The 13509-nt window shown below is 69.7% G+C and carries 11 protein-coding genes; 6 read left to right on the forward strand and 5 right to left on the reverse strand.

Translation table 11 applies throughout. From position 1 onward, the window contains the following. Positions 1-7: 7 nt before the first annotated feature. Positions 8-805 carry an N-acyl homoserine lactonase family protein gene (locus ACO073_RS30750; RefSeq protein WP_422003338.1) on the forward strand — a complete coding sequence of 266 codons (798 nt, stop codon included), beginning with the start codon at positions 8-10 and terminating at the stop codon, positions 803-805. Between the two features lie 89 nt (positions 806-894). Here ACO073_RS30750 and ACO073_RS30755 read toward each other — a convergent pair whose 3' ends face one another. Next, complete coding sequence (locus ACO073_RS30755) at positions 895-1185, reverse strand: hypothetical protein (RefSeq protein ID WP_422003339.1); 291 nt, start codon at positions 1183-1185, stop codon at positions 895-897. A 156-nt stretch (positions 1186-1341) separates the two neighbouring features. On the opposite strand from ACO073_RS30755, the gene gltB reads away from it, so the two are divergent. From gltB to ACO073_RS30770, 3 genes are all read left to right on the forward strand, one after another. Beyond that, on the forward strand, positions 1342-5982 hold the full coding sequence (gene gltB / locus ACO073_RS30760; protein ID WP_422003341.1) for a glutamate synthase large subunit: 4641 nt from the start codon (positions 1342-1344) through the stop codon (positions 5980-5982). A gap of 120 nt (positions 5983-6102) precedes the next feature. Continuing rightward, on the forward strand, positions 6103-7554 hold the full coding sequence (locus tag ACO073_RS30765) for a glutamate synthase subunit beta (RefSeq protein WP_422003343.1): 1452 nt from the start codon (positions 6103-6105) through the stop codon (positions 7552-7554). A gap of 86 nt (positions 7555-7640) precedes the next feature. Beyond that, a complete protein-coding gene (locus ACO073_RS30770) occupies positions 7641-8072 on the forward strand; it encodes a type II 3-dehydroquinate dehydratase (protein ID WP_422003345.1) in 432 nt (143 codons plus the stop codon). On the opposite strand, the gene ACO073_RS30775 is transcribed toward ACO073_RS30770, so the two are convergent. From ACO073_RS30775 to ACO073_RS30785, 3 genes are all read right to left on the reverse strand, one after another. Continuing rightward, positions 8024-8848, reverse strand: coding sequence for a methyltransferase, TIGR04325 family (locus ACO073_RS30775; protein WP_422003346.1), 825 nt, complete (start codon positions 8846-8848; stop codon positions 8024-8026). The two genes, ACO073_RS30770 and ACO073_RS30775, sit on opposite strands and share 49 nt — an antisense overlap. A 74-nt stretch (positions 8849-8922) precedes the next feature. After that, positions 8923-9843 (reverse strand): pyridoxamine 5'-phosphate oxidase family protein, encoded by a 921-nt coding sequence (locus tag ACO073_RS30780; protein ID WP_422003348.1) that lies wholly within the window; start codon positions 9841-9843, stop codon positions 8923-8925. Continuing rightward, positions 9840-10235, reverse strand: a complete 396-nt coding sequence (locus tag ACO073_RS30785; RefSeq protein WP_422003350.1) for a GFA family protein — start codon at positions 10233-10235, stop codon at positions 9840-9842. The genes ACO073_RS30780 and ACO073_RS30785 overlap by 4 nt, the downstream gene beginning before the upstream one ends. Positions 10236-10335: 100 nt before the next feature. Here ACO073_RS30785 and ACO073_RS30790 point away from each other — a divergent pair, with 100 nt between their 5' ends. Continuing rightward, a complete protein-coding gene (locus tag ACO073_RS30790) occupies positions 10336-11235 on the forward strand; it encodes a LysR family transcriptional regulator (RefSeq protein ID WP_422003351.1) in 900 nt (299 codons plus the stop codon). A gap of 15 nt (positions 11236-11250) precedes the next feature. Here ACO073_RS30790 and ACO073_RS30795 read toward each other — a convergent pair whose 3' ends face one another. After that, on the reverse strand, positions 11251-12150 hold the full coding sequence (locus ACO073_RS30795) for a DUF1194 domain-containing protein (RefSeq protein WP_422003353.1): 900 nt from the start codon (positions 12148-12150) through the stop codon (positions 11251-11253). A gap of 137 nt (positions 12151-12287) precedes the next feature. Here ACO073_RS30795 and ACO073_RS30800 point away from each other — a divergent pair, with 137 nt between their 5' ends. Continuing rightward, positions 12288-13496, forward strand: a complete 1209-nt coding sequence (locus ACO073_RS30800) for an acyl-CoA dehydrogenase family protein (protein ID WP_422003354.1) — start codon at positions 12288-12290, stop codon at positions 13494-13496. The last annotated feature ends 13 nt before the right edge of the window (positions 13497-13509 follow it).

Raw genomic sequence — 13509 nt, forward strand, 5'->3', positions numbered from 1 at the left:
CCCTCCCATGAAAGAGGAAACGTACGAGATATTCGCTATCCGCTACGCCACGCGCGACGCGCGACGCGGCTCGCATTTCATCGGTGGCGACCCGCACGATGCGCCGATGCCTATGGACTATTTCGTCTGGCTGGTGCGCAACGCCAACCGGACCGTCGTGGTCGATACCGGCTTCACCGCCGAGATGGCCGCCAAGCGCAAGCGCACCTTCCTGCGCACGCCAGTCGAGGGGCTGGCGCTGCTGGGCGTCGACGCGACGACCGTGAAGGACGTCGTCATCACCCACATGCACTACGACCATGTCGGGACCTTCTTCGATTTCCCGGCGGCGCGCTTCCATCTCCAGGACCTGGAGATGAACTTCGCCACCGGCCGCTACATGCGGCACGACCGCTTCAACCACGGCTACGAGGTCGAGGAGGTCGTCGGCATGGTGCGGCTGGTGTTCAAGGACCGGGTCCAGTTCCATGCCGGCGCGGCCGAGCTGGCGCCGGGGCTGAGCGTCCACCACATCGGCGGCCACACGATGGGCCTGCAATGCGTGCGGGTGGCGACGCAGCGCGGCTGGGTCGTGCTGGCGTCCGACTGCAGCCACTACTACGAGCACATGGAGAAGGGGCGCGTCTTCCCGACGACCTTCCATGTCGGCGACACGATCGAGGGCTACGACCGGCTGCGGGCGCTGGCGGAATCGCCGCAGCACATCATCCCGGGCCACGATCCGCTGGTGATGAAGCGCTACCCGGCGCCGTCGAAGGAACTCGAGGGGGTCGCCGTCCGGCTGGACGTGGCGCCTGTGGGTTGAAGATCGGCCGTCAGCCCGCGGCCCGCCATGCCACAGAAAGGTCCCTCCCTTCGGCGACGCTCAGGGCAGGCGCTGCGCTCGGGTGACAGCTAGGACCGCGCGAAGCGGTCGGGCTTGCGGTTCTCGCGCGTGCACAGCATCTGGCTCGCCGTCTCGGGCGGCTGCTTGGCGCGCTCCTCCTCGCACTTGGCGTAGGTGTAGGGGCCGCCGAAATAGACCGGGCCGGCCGGGGCGATGATGTAGGATTTCTGCAGGTACCAGCCGGGACCGGTCCACGACTGGCCGACGCTGGGGGCGGGCGTGCAGCCGGCCGCCGCGAGGGCGGACAGAATCAGGCCGGTGAGGCAGGCCGCCGGACGGCCGGGCGACGGAAAAGACATCTCTGTTGCAGCTCCCCCGGGGCAAGCGGTCCCAAACTACAGGGCCTTTCGCGCCGCAACAATTGCTTTCGTCGGGCGTGGCGACCGGGCTAATAATGCCCGATAACGGCCGGCCCCGGCGAGGGCCATCGCCGGGGGGAACCAGGACAGAGCGTGATGGATTTGCCTGAGAAACAGGGGCTGTACGACCCGCGCAATGAGCACGACGCCTGCGGCGTCGGGTTCGTGGCCGATATCAAGGGCCGCAAGAGCCACGCCATCGTGCGCGACGGGCTGAGCATCCTCGTCAACCTCGACCATCGCGGCGCCGTGGGCGCCGACCCGCTGATGGGCGACGGCGCCGGCTGCCTGATCCAGATCCCCGACGCCCTGCTGCGCAACTGGGCGGCCGGGCAGGGCATCGACCTGCCGGCGCCGGGCCACTATGCCGTCGCCATGTGCTTCCTGCCGCAGGAGGAGAAGGCGCGCGCCTTCGCCGTCAAGCGCCTGGAGCATTTCATCAAGGTCGAGAAGCAGAGGCTGGTGGGCTGGCGCGACGTCCCGACCGACCTCACGGGACTGGGCCAGGCGGTCATCGACTCGATGCCGGTGATCCGCATGGCGATCGTCGGCCGCGGCCCGAAGGTCGCCGACCAGGACGCCTTCGAGCGCAAGATCCTGGCGATCCGCAAGCAGACCCAGAACCCGCTGACCGACCTCGCCAGGAAGCACGGGCTGCCGGGCCTCTCGCAACTCTACATGCCGTCCTTCTCGTCGCGCACGGTGGTCTACAAGGGCCTGCTGCTGGCCCACCAGGTCGAGAGCTTCTACGACGACCTGCGCAACCCGCTGACCCAGTCGGCGCTCTGCCTCGTTCATCAGCGCTTCTCGACCAACACCTTCCCGTCATGGCGGCTGGCGCATCCCTACCGCTTCATCGCCCACAACGGCGAGATCAACACCGTCCGCGGCAACGTCAACTGGATGTACGCCCGCCGGCGCACCATGGAATCCGATCTGATCGGCGCCGACCTCGACAAGATGTGGCCGATCATCCCGCACGGCCAGTCGGACACGGCCTGCGTCGACAATGCGCTCGAGCTGCTGCTGGCCGGCGGCTACTCCCTGTCGCATGCGATGATGATGCTGATCCCGGAGGCCTGGGCCGGCAATCCGCTGATGGATGCCAAGCGCAAGGCCTTCTACGAGTACCACGCCGCCCTGATGGAGCCGTGGGACGGGCCGGCCTGCATCGCCTTCACCGACGGCCGCCAGATCGGGGCCACGCTCGACCGCAACGGGCTGCGGCCGGCGCGCTTCCTGGTGACCGACGACGACAAGGTCGTCATGGCCTCCGAGGCCGGCGTGCTGCCGATTCCCGACGACAGCATCGTGCGCAAGTGGCGCCTGCAGCCCGGCAAGATGCTGCTGATCGACCTCGAGCAGGGCCGCATTGTCGAGGACGAGGAGCTGAAGCGGACGCTGGCCGAGGCCGAGCCCTACGACGAATGGCTGCGCGAGACGCAGCACAAGCTCGAGGAACTGTCCGACATCCCCGACGCGCCGCCGCCGGCCCCATCGAACGACCCGGCGACGCTGCTCGATCGCCAGCAGGCCTTCGGCTACACGCAGGAGGACATACAGTTCTTCCTCGAGCCGATGAGCCGCGAGCCCGACGATCCCGTCGGCTCGATGGGCACCGACACGCCGATCGCGGTGCTCTCGAAGAAGCCCAAGCTGCTCTACAACTACTTCAAGCAGAACTTCGCGCAGGTCACCAACCCGCCGATCGATCCGATCCGCGAGGAGCTGGTGATGTCGCTTGTGTCGATGATCGGCCCCCGGCCCAACCTGCTCGGCCGCCACGCCGGCACGCACAAGCGGCTCGAAGTCTCGCAGCCGGTGCTGACAAATGCCGAGCTGGAGAAGATCCGCTCGATCGAGGACCTGCTCGACGGCTCCTTCCGCACCGCCACGATCGACACGACCTGGCCGGCGGACGAGGGCGCCGAGGGGCTGGAGGAGGCGCTCGACCGCATCTGCGCCGAGGCCACCGACCATGTGCTGGCCGACCGCAACATCCTGATCCTGTCGGACCGCGCGGTTTCGGCCGAGCGCGTGCCGATCCCGGCGCTGCTGGCCACGGCGGCGGTGCATCACCACCTGATCCGCCGCGGCCTGCGCACCCAGACCGGCCTGGTCGTCGAATCGGGCGAGGTGCGCGAGGTCCATCACTTCTGCTGCCTGGCGGGCTACGGCGCCGAGGCGGTCAATCCCTATCTCGCCTTCGAGACGCTGGAGGCGCTGCGCGTGCAGAACGGGCTGCCGCTCAAGCCCTACGAGGTGCAGAAGAACTTCATCAAGGCGGTCGGCAAGGGCCTCCTGAAGGTCATGTCCAAGATGGGCATCTCGACCTACCAGTCCTACTGCGGCGCGCAGATCTTCGACGCCGTCGGCCTGCATTCGGGCTTCGTCGAGAAGTACTTCACCGGCACGGCGACGACCATCGAGGGCGCCGGCTGGAAGGAGATCGCGGCGGAGACGGTGCGGCGCCATTCCGACGCCTATGGCGAGAAGGCGATCTACCGCCGCATGCTCGATCCGGGCGGCGATTATGCCTTCCGCCTGCGCGGCGAGGACCATGCCTGGACGCCCGAGAGCGTCGCCCGCCTGCAGCACGCCGTGCGCGGCAACCTGCCGGACGAGTACAAGGGCTTCGCGCGGACGATCAACGAGCAGAACGAGCGGCTTCTGACGATCCGCGGCCTGATGCAGTTCAAGTGGGCGGCCGAGCCGGTGCCCCTCGAGGAGGTCGAGCCCGCCGCCAGCATCGTGCGCCGCTTCGCCACCGGCGCCATGAGCTTCGGCTCGATCAGCCGCGAGGCACATACGACGCTGGCCGTCGCCATGAACCGCATCGGCGGCAAGTCGAACACCGGCGAGGGCGGCGAGGAAGCCGACCGCTTCAAGCCGCTCGCCAACGGCGATTCCATGCGCTCGGCCATCAAGCAGGTGGCATCGGGCCGCTTCGGCGTCTCGGCCGAGTACCTGGTCAACGCCGACGACATCCAGATCAAGATGGCGCAGGGCGCCAAGCCCGGCGAGGGCGGCCAGCTTCCCGGCCACAAGGTCGACGAGAACATCGCCCGCGTCCGCCGCTCGACCCCGGGCGTCGGCCTGATCTCGCCGCCGCCGCACCACGACATCTACTCGATCGAGGACCTGGCGCAGCTCATTCACGACCTGAAGAACGTAAACCCGGGCGCCCGCGTGTCGGTGAAGCTGGTCTCGGAGGTCGGCGTCGGCACGGTCGCGGCCGGCGTCAGCAAGGCGCGCGCCGACCATGTGACGATCTCGGGCTACGAGGGCGGCACCGGTGCCTCGCCGCTGACCTCGCTCACCCATGCCGGCTCGCCGTGGGAGATCGGGCTGGCCGAGACCCAGCAGACGCTGGTGCTGAACGGGCTGCGCGGCCGCATCGCCGTGCAGGTCGACGGCGGCCTGCGCACCGGCCGCGACGTCGCGATCGGCGCGCTGCTGGGCGCCGACGAGTTCGGCTTCGCCACCGCGCCGCTGATCGCGGCGGGCTGCATCATGATGCGCAAGTGCCATCTCAACACCTGCCCGGTCGGCGTGGCGACGCAGGACCCGGTGCTGCGCAAGCGCTTCACCGGCCAGCCCGAGCACGTCATCAACTACTTCTTCTTCGTCGCCGAGGAGCTGCGCGAGATCATGGCGCGCCTGGGCTTCCGGACGCTGAACGAGATGATCGGCCGCGTCGATCTCCTCGACATGCGCCGCGCGGTCGACCACTGGAAGGCGGGCGGGGTCGACCTGTCGAAGCTGCTCTACGCCGCGCCGGCGCGCGAGGGCGTGGCGATCTGGAACGGCGAGCGTCAGGATCACGGGCTCGACAAGGCGCTCGATCACCGGCTGATCGAGGCGGCGCAGCCGGCGCTGGAGAAGGGCGACCCGGTCCTGGTCGAGGTGCCGATCACCAACGTGAACCGCACGGTCGGCGCCATGCTGTCGGGCGAGGTCGCCCGCCGGCACGGCCATGCCGGGCTGCCGGAGGACACGATCACCGTGAAGCTCACCGGCACGGCCGGCCAGAGCTTCGGCGCTTTCCTGGCGCACGGCGTGTCGCTCGAACTGTCGGGCGACGGGAACGACTATGTCGGCAAGGGCCTGTCGGGCGGCCGCGTCGTCGTGCGCCAGCCCGAAGGCGCGCGGCGGGATCCACTGCACAACATCATCGTCGGCAACACGGTCCTCTACGGCGCGATCGCCGGCGAGGCCTACTTCGAGGGCGTGGCCGGCGAGCGCTTCGCGGTGCGCAACTCGGGCGCGGTCTGCGTCGTCGAGGGCACCGGCGACCATGGCTGCGAGTACATGACCGGCGGCGTCGTGGTCGTGCTGGGCGACACCGGGCGCAACTTCGCGGCCGGCATGTCGGGCGGTATCGCCTATGTCTACGATCCCAGGGCGCGCTTCGGCGAGCTCTGCAACATGGCGATGGTCGAGCTCGAGCCGGTCGGCGTGGCGTCCGCGGACCGGGACGCGCCGGGCCGGCCGCACCAGCGCGCGCTCGGGGCCGACGACAACGGCATGGGCGACGTGCTGGGCTTCGACGCCGAGCGCCTGCGCATCCTGGTCGAGCGGCATCTGCTGCACACCGGCAGCGCGCGGGCGCGCGCCCTGCTCGACGACTGGGACAATGCGCTCAAGAGCTTCATCAAGGTGATGCCCAGGGACTACAAGCGGGCGCTCCTTCAGGCGCGCGAGCGCGCGGCGGCGAAGGCGGTGGCGGCGGAGTAGTCAACGCACCCTGTCATCCCGAGCGAAGCGAGGGACCTTTGAGGCAACAAGAAAGGTCCCTCGCTTCGCTCGGGATGACAGCGGAGCTCGGAACGACAACAAAGGGGAGATAGCGAGCCCATGGGTCTGCCCACCGGCTTCCTGGAGATCGAGCGCAAGGATCGGCCCTACGAGAAGGTCGAGGCGCGCCTCAAGCACTGGCACGAGTTCGTGCTGCCGTTGCCGGCCGCCGAGGTCGCGACGCAGGCGGCGCGCTGCATGGATTGCGGCATTCCGTTCTGTCACAACGGCTGCCCGGTCAACAACCTGATCCCCGACTGGAACGAGCTGGTGCGGCGCGGCCGCTGGCAGGAGGCGCTCGAGTCGCTGCACTCCACCAACAATTTCCCGGAGTTCACCGGCCGCATCTGCCCCGCGCCCTGCGAGGCCTCCTGCACCCTGAACATCGACGACAACCCGGTGACCATCAAGTCGATCGAGTGCTCGATCGTCGACCGCGGCTGGGAGGAAGGCTGGATCGCGCCGCAGGTGCCGGCCCGCAAGACCGGCAAGCGCGTCGCCGTCGTCGGCTCGGGCCCGGCCGGGCTCGCCTGCAGCCAGCAGCTGGCGCGCGCCGGCCATGCCGTCACCCTGTTCGAGAAGGCCGATCGGGTCGGCGGCCTGCTGCGCTACGGCATCCCGGACTTCAAGCTGGAGAAGCGACTGATCGACCGGCGGATGCGCCAGATGGAGGCGGAGGGCGTCGAGTTCCGCACCGGCGTCGAGGTCGGCGCCACGCTGTCGATTAAGTCGCTGCTCGAAGGCTACGACGCCGTGGCGTTGACCGGCGGCGCCGAGTGGCCGCGCGACCTCGAAGTGCCGGGCCGCGACCTTTCCGGCGTCCACTTCGCCATGGATTTCCTGACCCAGCAGAACAAGCGCGTGGCCGGCGACGACGAGGCGCGGGCCGCGCCGCGCGGCACGCTCTCGGCCAAGGGCAAGCATGTCGTGGTGATCGGCGGCGGCGACACGGGATCCGACTGCGTCGGCACGTCGAACCGCCAGGGCGCCGCGTCGGTGACCCAGCTCGAGGTCATGCCGCAGCCGCCGCAGCGCGAGAACAAGGCGCTGACCTGGCCCGACTGGCCGCTCAAGATGCGCACCTCCTCGTCGCACGAGGAGGGCGCGGCCCGCGACTTCGCGGTGCTGACCAGGCGCGCGACCGGCCGCGACGGCCGGATCGAGGCGCTGGAATGCGTCCGCATCGAATGGGCCAAGGGTGCCGACGGCCGCATGGCGATGCAGGAGGTTCCCGGCAGCGCCTTCGAGCTAAAGGCCGACCTCGTGCTGCTCGCGATGGGCTTCCTGGGTCCGCGAAAGCCCGGGATGGTGGAGCAGTCGGGCGCCGCGCTCGATCCGCGCGGCAACGTCGCCGCCACGGTCGAGGACTACAAGACCACCGTCCCGCGCCTGTTCGCCGCCGGCGACATGCGGCGCGGCCAGTCGCTGGTCGTGTGGGCGATCCGCGAGGGGCGTCAGTGCGCCCGTTCGATCGACGAAACGCTGATGGGCTCGACGAACCTTCCGCGCTGATTCGCGCTAGGATTTGGCGAGCAGGCGGCCTATTTATTCAATCAGGGGGAAATTATTCCTGTAGGCCCCGGGCGTTTAGGGAAGCAATGAAGCTGCTGCTGATCCAGGGGGCCAACATGGAGTATCTCGGGCGCCGACAGCCCGAGCTCTACGGCACCACAACCGCCAAGGAACTGGACCAGATCCTGCGCCGCCGCGCCCGCGCCCTCGCCGTCGGGCTCGACATCCTCTACACGAACACCGAGGGCGAGGCGGTCACCGCCATCTATCGCGCCGACCGCGCCAAGGTCGACGGCGTCCTGTTCAATCCCGCCGGCTTTCTCCATGCCGGGCACGCCTTGCGGGACTGCCTGCGCTCGATCGGCGCGCCGGCGATCGAGATCCACATGACCAACATCGAGAAGCGGGGTTACGGGTCGGTAACGGCCGAGGCGGCGATCGGGGTGATCGCCGGGTTCGGCGTCGATTCCTACCTGCTGGCGCTCGAGGCCATGGTGTCGCGGCTGCGCGCGGCATAGCCGCGGGAGACGACGCGGCCCAGCTGCGGATGGGTGTCGATCCGGTGGCCCAGCGGATCGATGATCCAGCTGTCGACGATGTCGTAGCCCAGCGCATCGAGCGCGTCGGGCACCTCGCGCACGTTGCGGATGTGATAGGGCACCTCGGCCAGCCGGAAGTTCTCCAGCGTCACCACGGTGGGTCCGTCGCGGGTCGCGACCTTGTTCAGCAGGATATGGCGAGGCCGTTGACGCAGGCGGCCGACCAGCTCGGTCAGAGGCTGGTCGAGATAGGGCAGCAATCCAGAGCCGAGCAGGAGGTCGGCCGGCGGAACGTCCTCGAGGCGATCGGCGAAGGACAGGGTCCGGTCCTGCGGGCGTACCGCGGCGCGCCCGGCCCGGACCTGTGCCGGCACGTCGTAGACGACCCAGTCGATGCGATCGAGATCGAGATAGCGCGAGAAGGCGCGATACTTGACGCCGATATGGCCGCCGGCGTCGACGATGCGGTGGATCTCCGGCGACAGGCGCTGCAGCCAGAACAGCACCGGATAGTCCCACAGAGGCACCTCTTGCATCAGCGCCTTGGAAACCTCCGACACGCCGTCATTGTCGTAGCCCTTGCCCCGGCCGGAGCGCACGTGCTGCAGCGCTTCCTCGTGCGAACGGTAGGCGCCGAGAAATCGGTGCCTGTCGGGCCTCAGCGCGCGATATCGCCCGATCCCGATCCGGGCGATATGCGCCAGCCGCCGGCGCAGCGCGAACGTGAGCCCAGCGGCAACAATCTCTTCCGACATCGGCTACCCTTCCCGCGCCGACGGTAGGTAACGCGGGAAGTCATGTCCATGAGCGATCGGGGACCTCGGCGGCCTCACCAGGTACCGGTGGCGAGCGTCGTCGGTGCATAGTCCAGGCCGGTCCAGGCGAGCGGCAAGGCGCCGCGGCGGCGCCACGCCCGCTCGACGCGCAGCGACCACAGCCGCTCGGCGCCGGCCGGGCCTCCGCTTGCCTGCCAGTCGACGGCTGCGCGGCCCTGCACCTGCAGCAGATCGCCGGTGTCGAAGTCGACGAACAGCAGGCCCGCACGCGGCTCGCCGAGAAAGTTGCCCAGCGTGTTGTAGAAGCGGTTGCCGCGAAAGTCGGGAACGGCCAGCGTGTCGCCATCGATGCCGACGAAGCCCGGCCGGCCGCCGCGATGGGAAAGGTCGAAGCCGCCGCCGGCCAGGTCCGGACGCGAGCGGCTGGCGACGAAGAACGTGTCGGCCGCCGCGATCTGGCGTCGCGCCGCTGCGTCGAGCGAGGGCAGCGACTCGACCGGTGCTGGCGTCGTTGCGCGCGGCTGTGGCGTGCGCGCCTGGATGTACTGAGGGCAATTGCCGAAGCTCTGCTCGATGCGCACCGTCATGCCGTCGTCGTCGACGGCGGCCAGCACGCCGTTGGCCCGATTGCGCCGGCGCGTCGGGAACTCCAGCCCGAGCAGGCCGATGCCGGCACCCGCCGTGAAGCCCGGCGCCGCCGGATCGTCGCGCCCGGGCAGGGCGTCGATCCTGAGCGTCGTGGCATCGGGACTGTGCACGAAGCCCGGCGGGCCGCTGAGCACGGACGCCACGGGCCAGCCCTCTCCATCCGCCGTCGCCGTGAACAGGCAGGGCAGGCCGGCGAAGAAGCTGCGGTGCTGGTCGGGCATGAAGGGACGGATGGCGGCGCGGCCGCTCCTTTGGCCGGCCAGCGCCTGCGCGCGCCGCTCGTCCGCGTGGAAGGCGAGGAAGTCCGTTCCGTCCGGCGGGCTCACGACAGGCCCTCCGCGCGCTCGGGCAGGATCTCGCCGGGGTCGAACCAGGTCGCACCGTCGGAGCGCCAGATGTGGAGCTGCGGCACGCCGGTCACCGGCGTGTCGAGGCAGCCCAGCCGCAGCAGCAAGACCGGCTGGTTGGTGCGCTCGGCCATGACGTGCGAACCGCAGTCCCGGCAGAAGCGCCGGAACTTGCCGGGCGACGATTCGACGGCGGCGAGGCGGTCCTCGCCGCGAGTCCAGCGGAACGACGATCGGGGGACCGCCGTCACCGACGAGAAGGCGCTGCCGTGGGTCTTGCGGCACGTGCGGCAATGGCAGTGAACGATCCGTTCGACGGCGGCGTCGGCCTCGTAGGCGACGGCGCCGCAGAGGCAGGTCCCGGCCAGCATGGCGTTGCTCCTCGGTGGGTGCGCCGACAATAGGCTCTGCCAATTGCGCCGATAATGGCATCAATCTAGAAATCACTGTTGCAGTGTGCGAAACAATGGCATGGACCGGCTGGACGAGCTTTCGATCTTCGTGCGCATCGTGGAGGAGGGGAGCCTGGTGCGCGCGGCCGCCCGGCTGCGCCGCTCTCCGCCGGCGGTGACCCGGGCGCTGGCGGCGCTGGAGGACCGGCTCGGCGTGCGGCTGATCGACCGCACCACGCGGCGCCTGGCGCCGACCGAGGCGGGCCGCACCTTCTACGACAAGGCCCGCGGTCTCGCGGCGGCGTACGAGGCGGCGATGGCCGGGGCGGTCGGGGCGCCGGTGCGCGGGTTGCTGCGCATCACCGCACCGGTGCAATTCGGGCGCCGCCACATCGCGCCGCTCGTGGCGCGCTTCCTCGACGCGCATGATGGCGTCGAGGTCGAGCTGATGCTGAACGACCGCAACATGGACCTGATCGACGAGGGCATCGACGTGGCCCTGCGCATCGGGCCGCTGGCCGATTCGGCCCTGATGGCGCGCCGCGTCGGCCAGGTGCGGCGCCTGTGGGTAGCGAGCCCGGCCTACCTCAAGCGGCGCGGTACCCCGCGCACGCCGGCCGACCTCGTCCGGCACGAGGCGATCCTGGGCACGGCGCGCGGCAACGGGAGCTGGAGCTTCGCCGGCCTGCGCACCGCGCCGCGCCTGATGGGGCGGCTCCGGGTCGACGACGTCGAGACGCGCCTGCGCGCGGCGCGCGAGGGCCGCGGCATCGCGCAGTTCCTGTCCTACCAGGTGGCGGAGGAACTGGCGGCGGGCCGGCTGGTGCGATTGCTCGAGGCCTGGGAGGCCGGGCCGTTGCCCGTCCATCTGGTTACCAAGGGGCGGGCCCACCGCGCCCCCAAGATCGACGCCTTCCTCGCGTTCGCGTCGCGGCGGCTCGCGGCCCTGCCGGTTCTGGCCGGCAATGACGCGCCGTGACGGCGCCGCCCGGCCTCAGTCCGGCGTGACGCCGAAGCGGCGCTGCCAGAACTCGCGGCTGCGCCGCTCGCCGACGTCGCAGCCGAGCTCGTATTCCGGCCGCACGAAGCGCGTGTAGTCGTCCTCGCCGCGCGCCGGTCGGCGGGCGGCCTGCGCGAGCTGTGTGCCGTCGGGCAGCGGGCCGAGCCCGCCGGTGTCGACGTCGGGCCGCGGGCCGAGATCGGCGACTTCCTGCAGGAGCTTCTTGCGGATGGCCCGCGGGAAGTCGTCGAAGCCCGTCGCCACCTCGACGAAGGAGCGGGGACCGCCCGTGACGCAGTGGAGGTAGTACTTGTCGAGATCCTCCTCGCTCGGGAACCCGAACGGGTTGGGCCGGTCGTTCATGATCGGCAGGCCGTTGATGACGATGCGCTCCTTCAGCGCCTCGTGGCGCATGTCGGTGACCAGCCCGCCGTCGTTGTTCGAGCCGTCGCCGGAAATGTCGAGGACCTTGCGGTCCGGGGCATAGGGGTTGCGGCCGAACAGCGGGATGGCGAAGCGGATGGCGCCGCTGATCGAGGTACGGCGCGAGATCGAGACCGGCGCCGCCGACAGGCGCTCGGTGAAGGCGATGATCGCCGCCTCCGAATCGAGCAGCGTCCAGTCGACCAGCAGCCGCTGCACCCAGGCGTCCGACCATTCGAAGTAGGCGACGGCGATGCGGCCGTAGCTGCCGTCCAGGATCGCCCGGACCACCGCGGGATCGCGGAACGCCTGCACGTAGCCCTCTCGCTGCAGGCGCGCCTCGTCGGGATCGATGCTGCCCGAGATGTCGATGGCGAGGGCCAGCGCGAGATCGACCTCCTTCCTGTCCTGCGCCATCGCCGGCCAGGCCAGCAGGGCGAGCAGGGCGGCAAGACGCCGAAGTCTGACCATGTGGCTCTCCGCGGTCGGTCGCCCGGGAGGCGACGCAAGAACCATACCGCCGGCCGGAAGGGCGGGCCAGCCGCGTGCTGGACTCGGCCGCGCGGCGGCGGCTAGCCTGTCGGGAACAAGACGATCTGGAGACGCTCATGGATCTCGCGCTCAGTCCCCGGGACGAGGAATTCCGCGACGAAGTTCGGCGCTTCCTCGACCAGAACCTCACCGAGGATCTGCGAGAGGCTGGTGCCAAGACCGCGGGCGTGTTTGCCGACATGGCAGCCGGTCTGCGCTGGCACAAGGTGCTGGCCGGTCGCGGCTGGTCGGCGCCGACCTGGCCGAAGGAACATGGCGGCACCGGCTGGAGCGCGACCGAGCGCTACATCTTCGCCCGCGAATGCACCGCCGCCGACGCGCCGCGCATCTTCTCCATGGGCATCCGCATGGTCGGCCCGGTCATCATGAAGTTCGGCACGCCCGAGCAGAAGGCCAAGTACCTCCCGCGCATCGTGTCAGGCGACATCGTCTTCTGCCAGGGCTACTCGGAGCCCGGTTCGGGCTCCGACCTCGCCAGCCTCAAGACGCGCGCCGTACGCGACGGCGACGACTATGTCATCAACGGCACCAAGATCTGGACCACCGGCGCGCACGTCGCCGACCACATGTTCTGCCTGGTGCGCACCTCGACCGAGGGCAAGTCCCAGGACGGCATTTCCTTCGTCCTGATCGATTCGATGAAGACGCCAGGGCTCAGCGTCGCACCCATCGTCACCCTGGCCGGCGACCACGAGGTCAACCAGGTGTTCTTCGACAATGTGCGCACGCCGGTCGCCAACCGGATCGGCCCGGAGAACGCCGGCTGGACCGTCGCCAAGTACCTGCTCGAGTTCGAGCGCGGCGGCGACGCCTACACGCCCAACCTCCACGCCCGGCTCGCGGACGTCCGCCGCATCGCGCGCGAGGAGGCGGCCGACGGTGCCGGGACCCTGATCGGCGACCGCGGCTTTGCCCAGCGCCTGGCCGAGACCGAGATGGAGATCGAGGCGCTGGAGATGATCGAGCTGCAGGTCCTGTCCGACCTCAGCCGCGGCCGCAATCCCGGCGCCGCATCGTCGGCCATGAAGATCCGGGGCAGCGAGACGCTGCAGAAGCTCGACCATCTCGGCGTCGAGGCGCTGGCCTGGTATGCCGGACCGTTCGAACCGGAGGCGCGCGCGCTCGGCCACAACGAGCCCACCGTCACGCCCGAATGGGGCATCACCGCCATGCCGCTCTACCTCAACAACCGGGCGGCCTCGATCTATGCCGGATCGAACGAGATTCAGCGCAACATCATCGCCAAGGCGGTGCTAGGCTTGTAGCGCACAGCAAGAG

The sequence above is a fragment of the Reyranella sp. genome (assembly GCF_965229815.1).
Classification (GTDB): Bacteria; Pseudomonadota; Alphaproteobacteria; order Reyranellales; family Reyranellaceae; genus Reyranella.

Coding starts and splice junctions, on each gene's coding strand:
- ACO073_RS30755 (WP_422003339.1), bottom strand. CDS start 1,185: ATGTCTTTTCCGTCGCCCGGCCGTCCGGCGGCCTGCCTCACCGGCCTG.
- gltB (WP_422003341.1), top strand. CDS start 1,342: ATGGATTTGCCTGAGAAACAGGGGCTGTACGACCCGCGCAATGAGCAC.
- ACO073_RS30770 (WP_422003345.1), top strand. CDS start 7,641: ATGAAGCTGCTGCTGATCCAGGGGGCCAACATGGAGTATCTCGGGCGC.
- ACO073_RS30750 (WP_422003338.1), top strand. CDS start 8: ATGAAAGAGGAAACGTACGAGATATTCGCTATCCGCTACGCCACGCGC.
- ACO073_RS30795 (WP_422003353.1), bottom strand. CDS start 12,150: ATGGTCAGACTTCGGCGTCTTGCCGCCCTGCTCGCCCTGCTGGCCTGG.
- ACO073_RS30775 (WP_422003346.1), bottom strand. CDS start 8,848: ATGTCGGAAGAGATTGTTGCCGCTGGGCTCACGTTCGCGCTGCGCCGG.
- ACO073_RS30800 (WP_422003354.1), top strand. CDS start 12,288: ATGGATCTCGCGCTCAGTCCCCGGGACGAGGAATTCCGCGACGAAGTT.
- ACO073_RS30765 (WP_422003343.1), top strand. CDS start 6,103: ATGGGTCTGCCCACCGGCTTCCTGGAGATCGAGCGCAAGGATCGGCCC.
- ACO073_RS30785 (WP_422003350.1), bottom strand. CDS start 10,235: ATGCTGGCCGGGACCTGCCTCTGCGGCGCCGTCGCCTACGAGGCCGAC.
- ACO073_RS30790 (WP_422003351.1), top strand. CDS start 10,336: ATGGACCGGCTGGACGAGCTTTCGATCTTCGTGCGCATCGTGGAGGAG.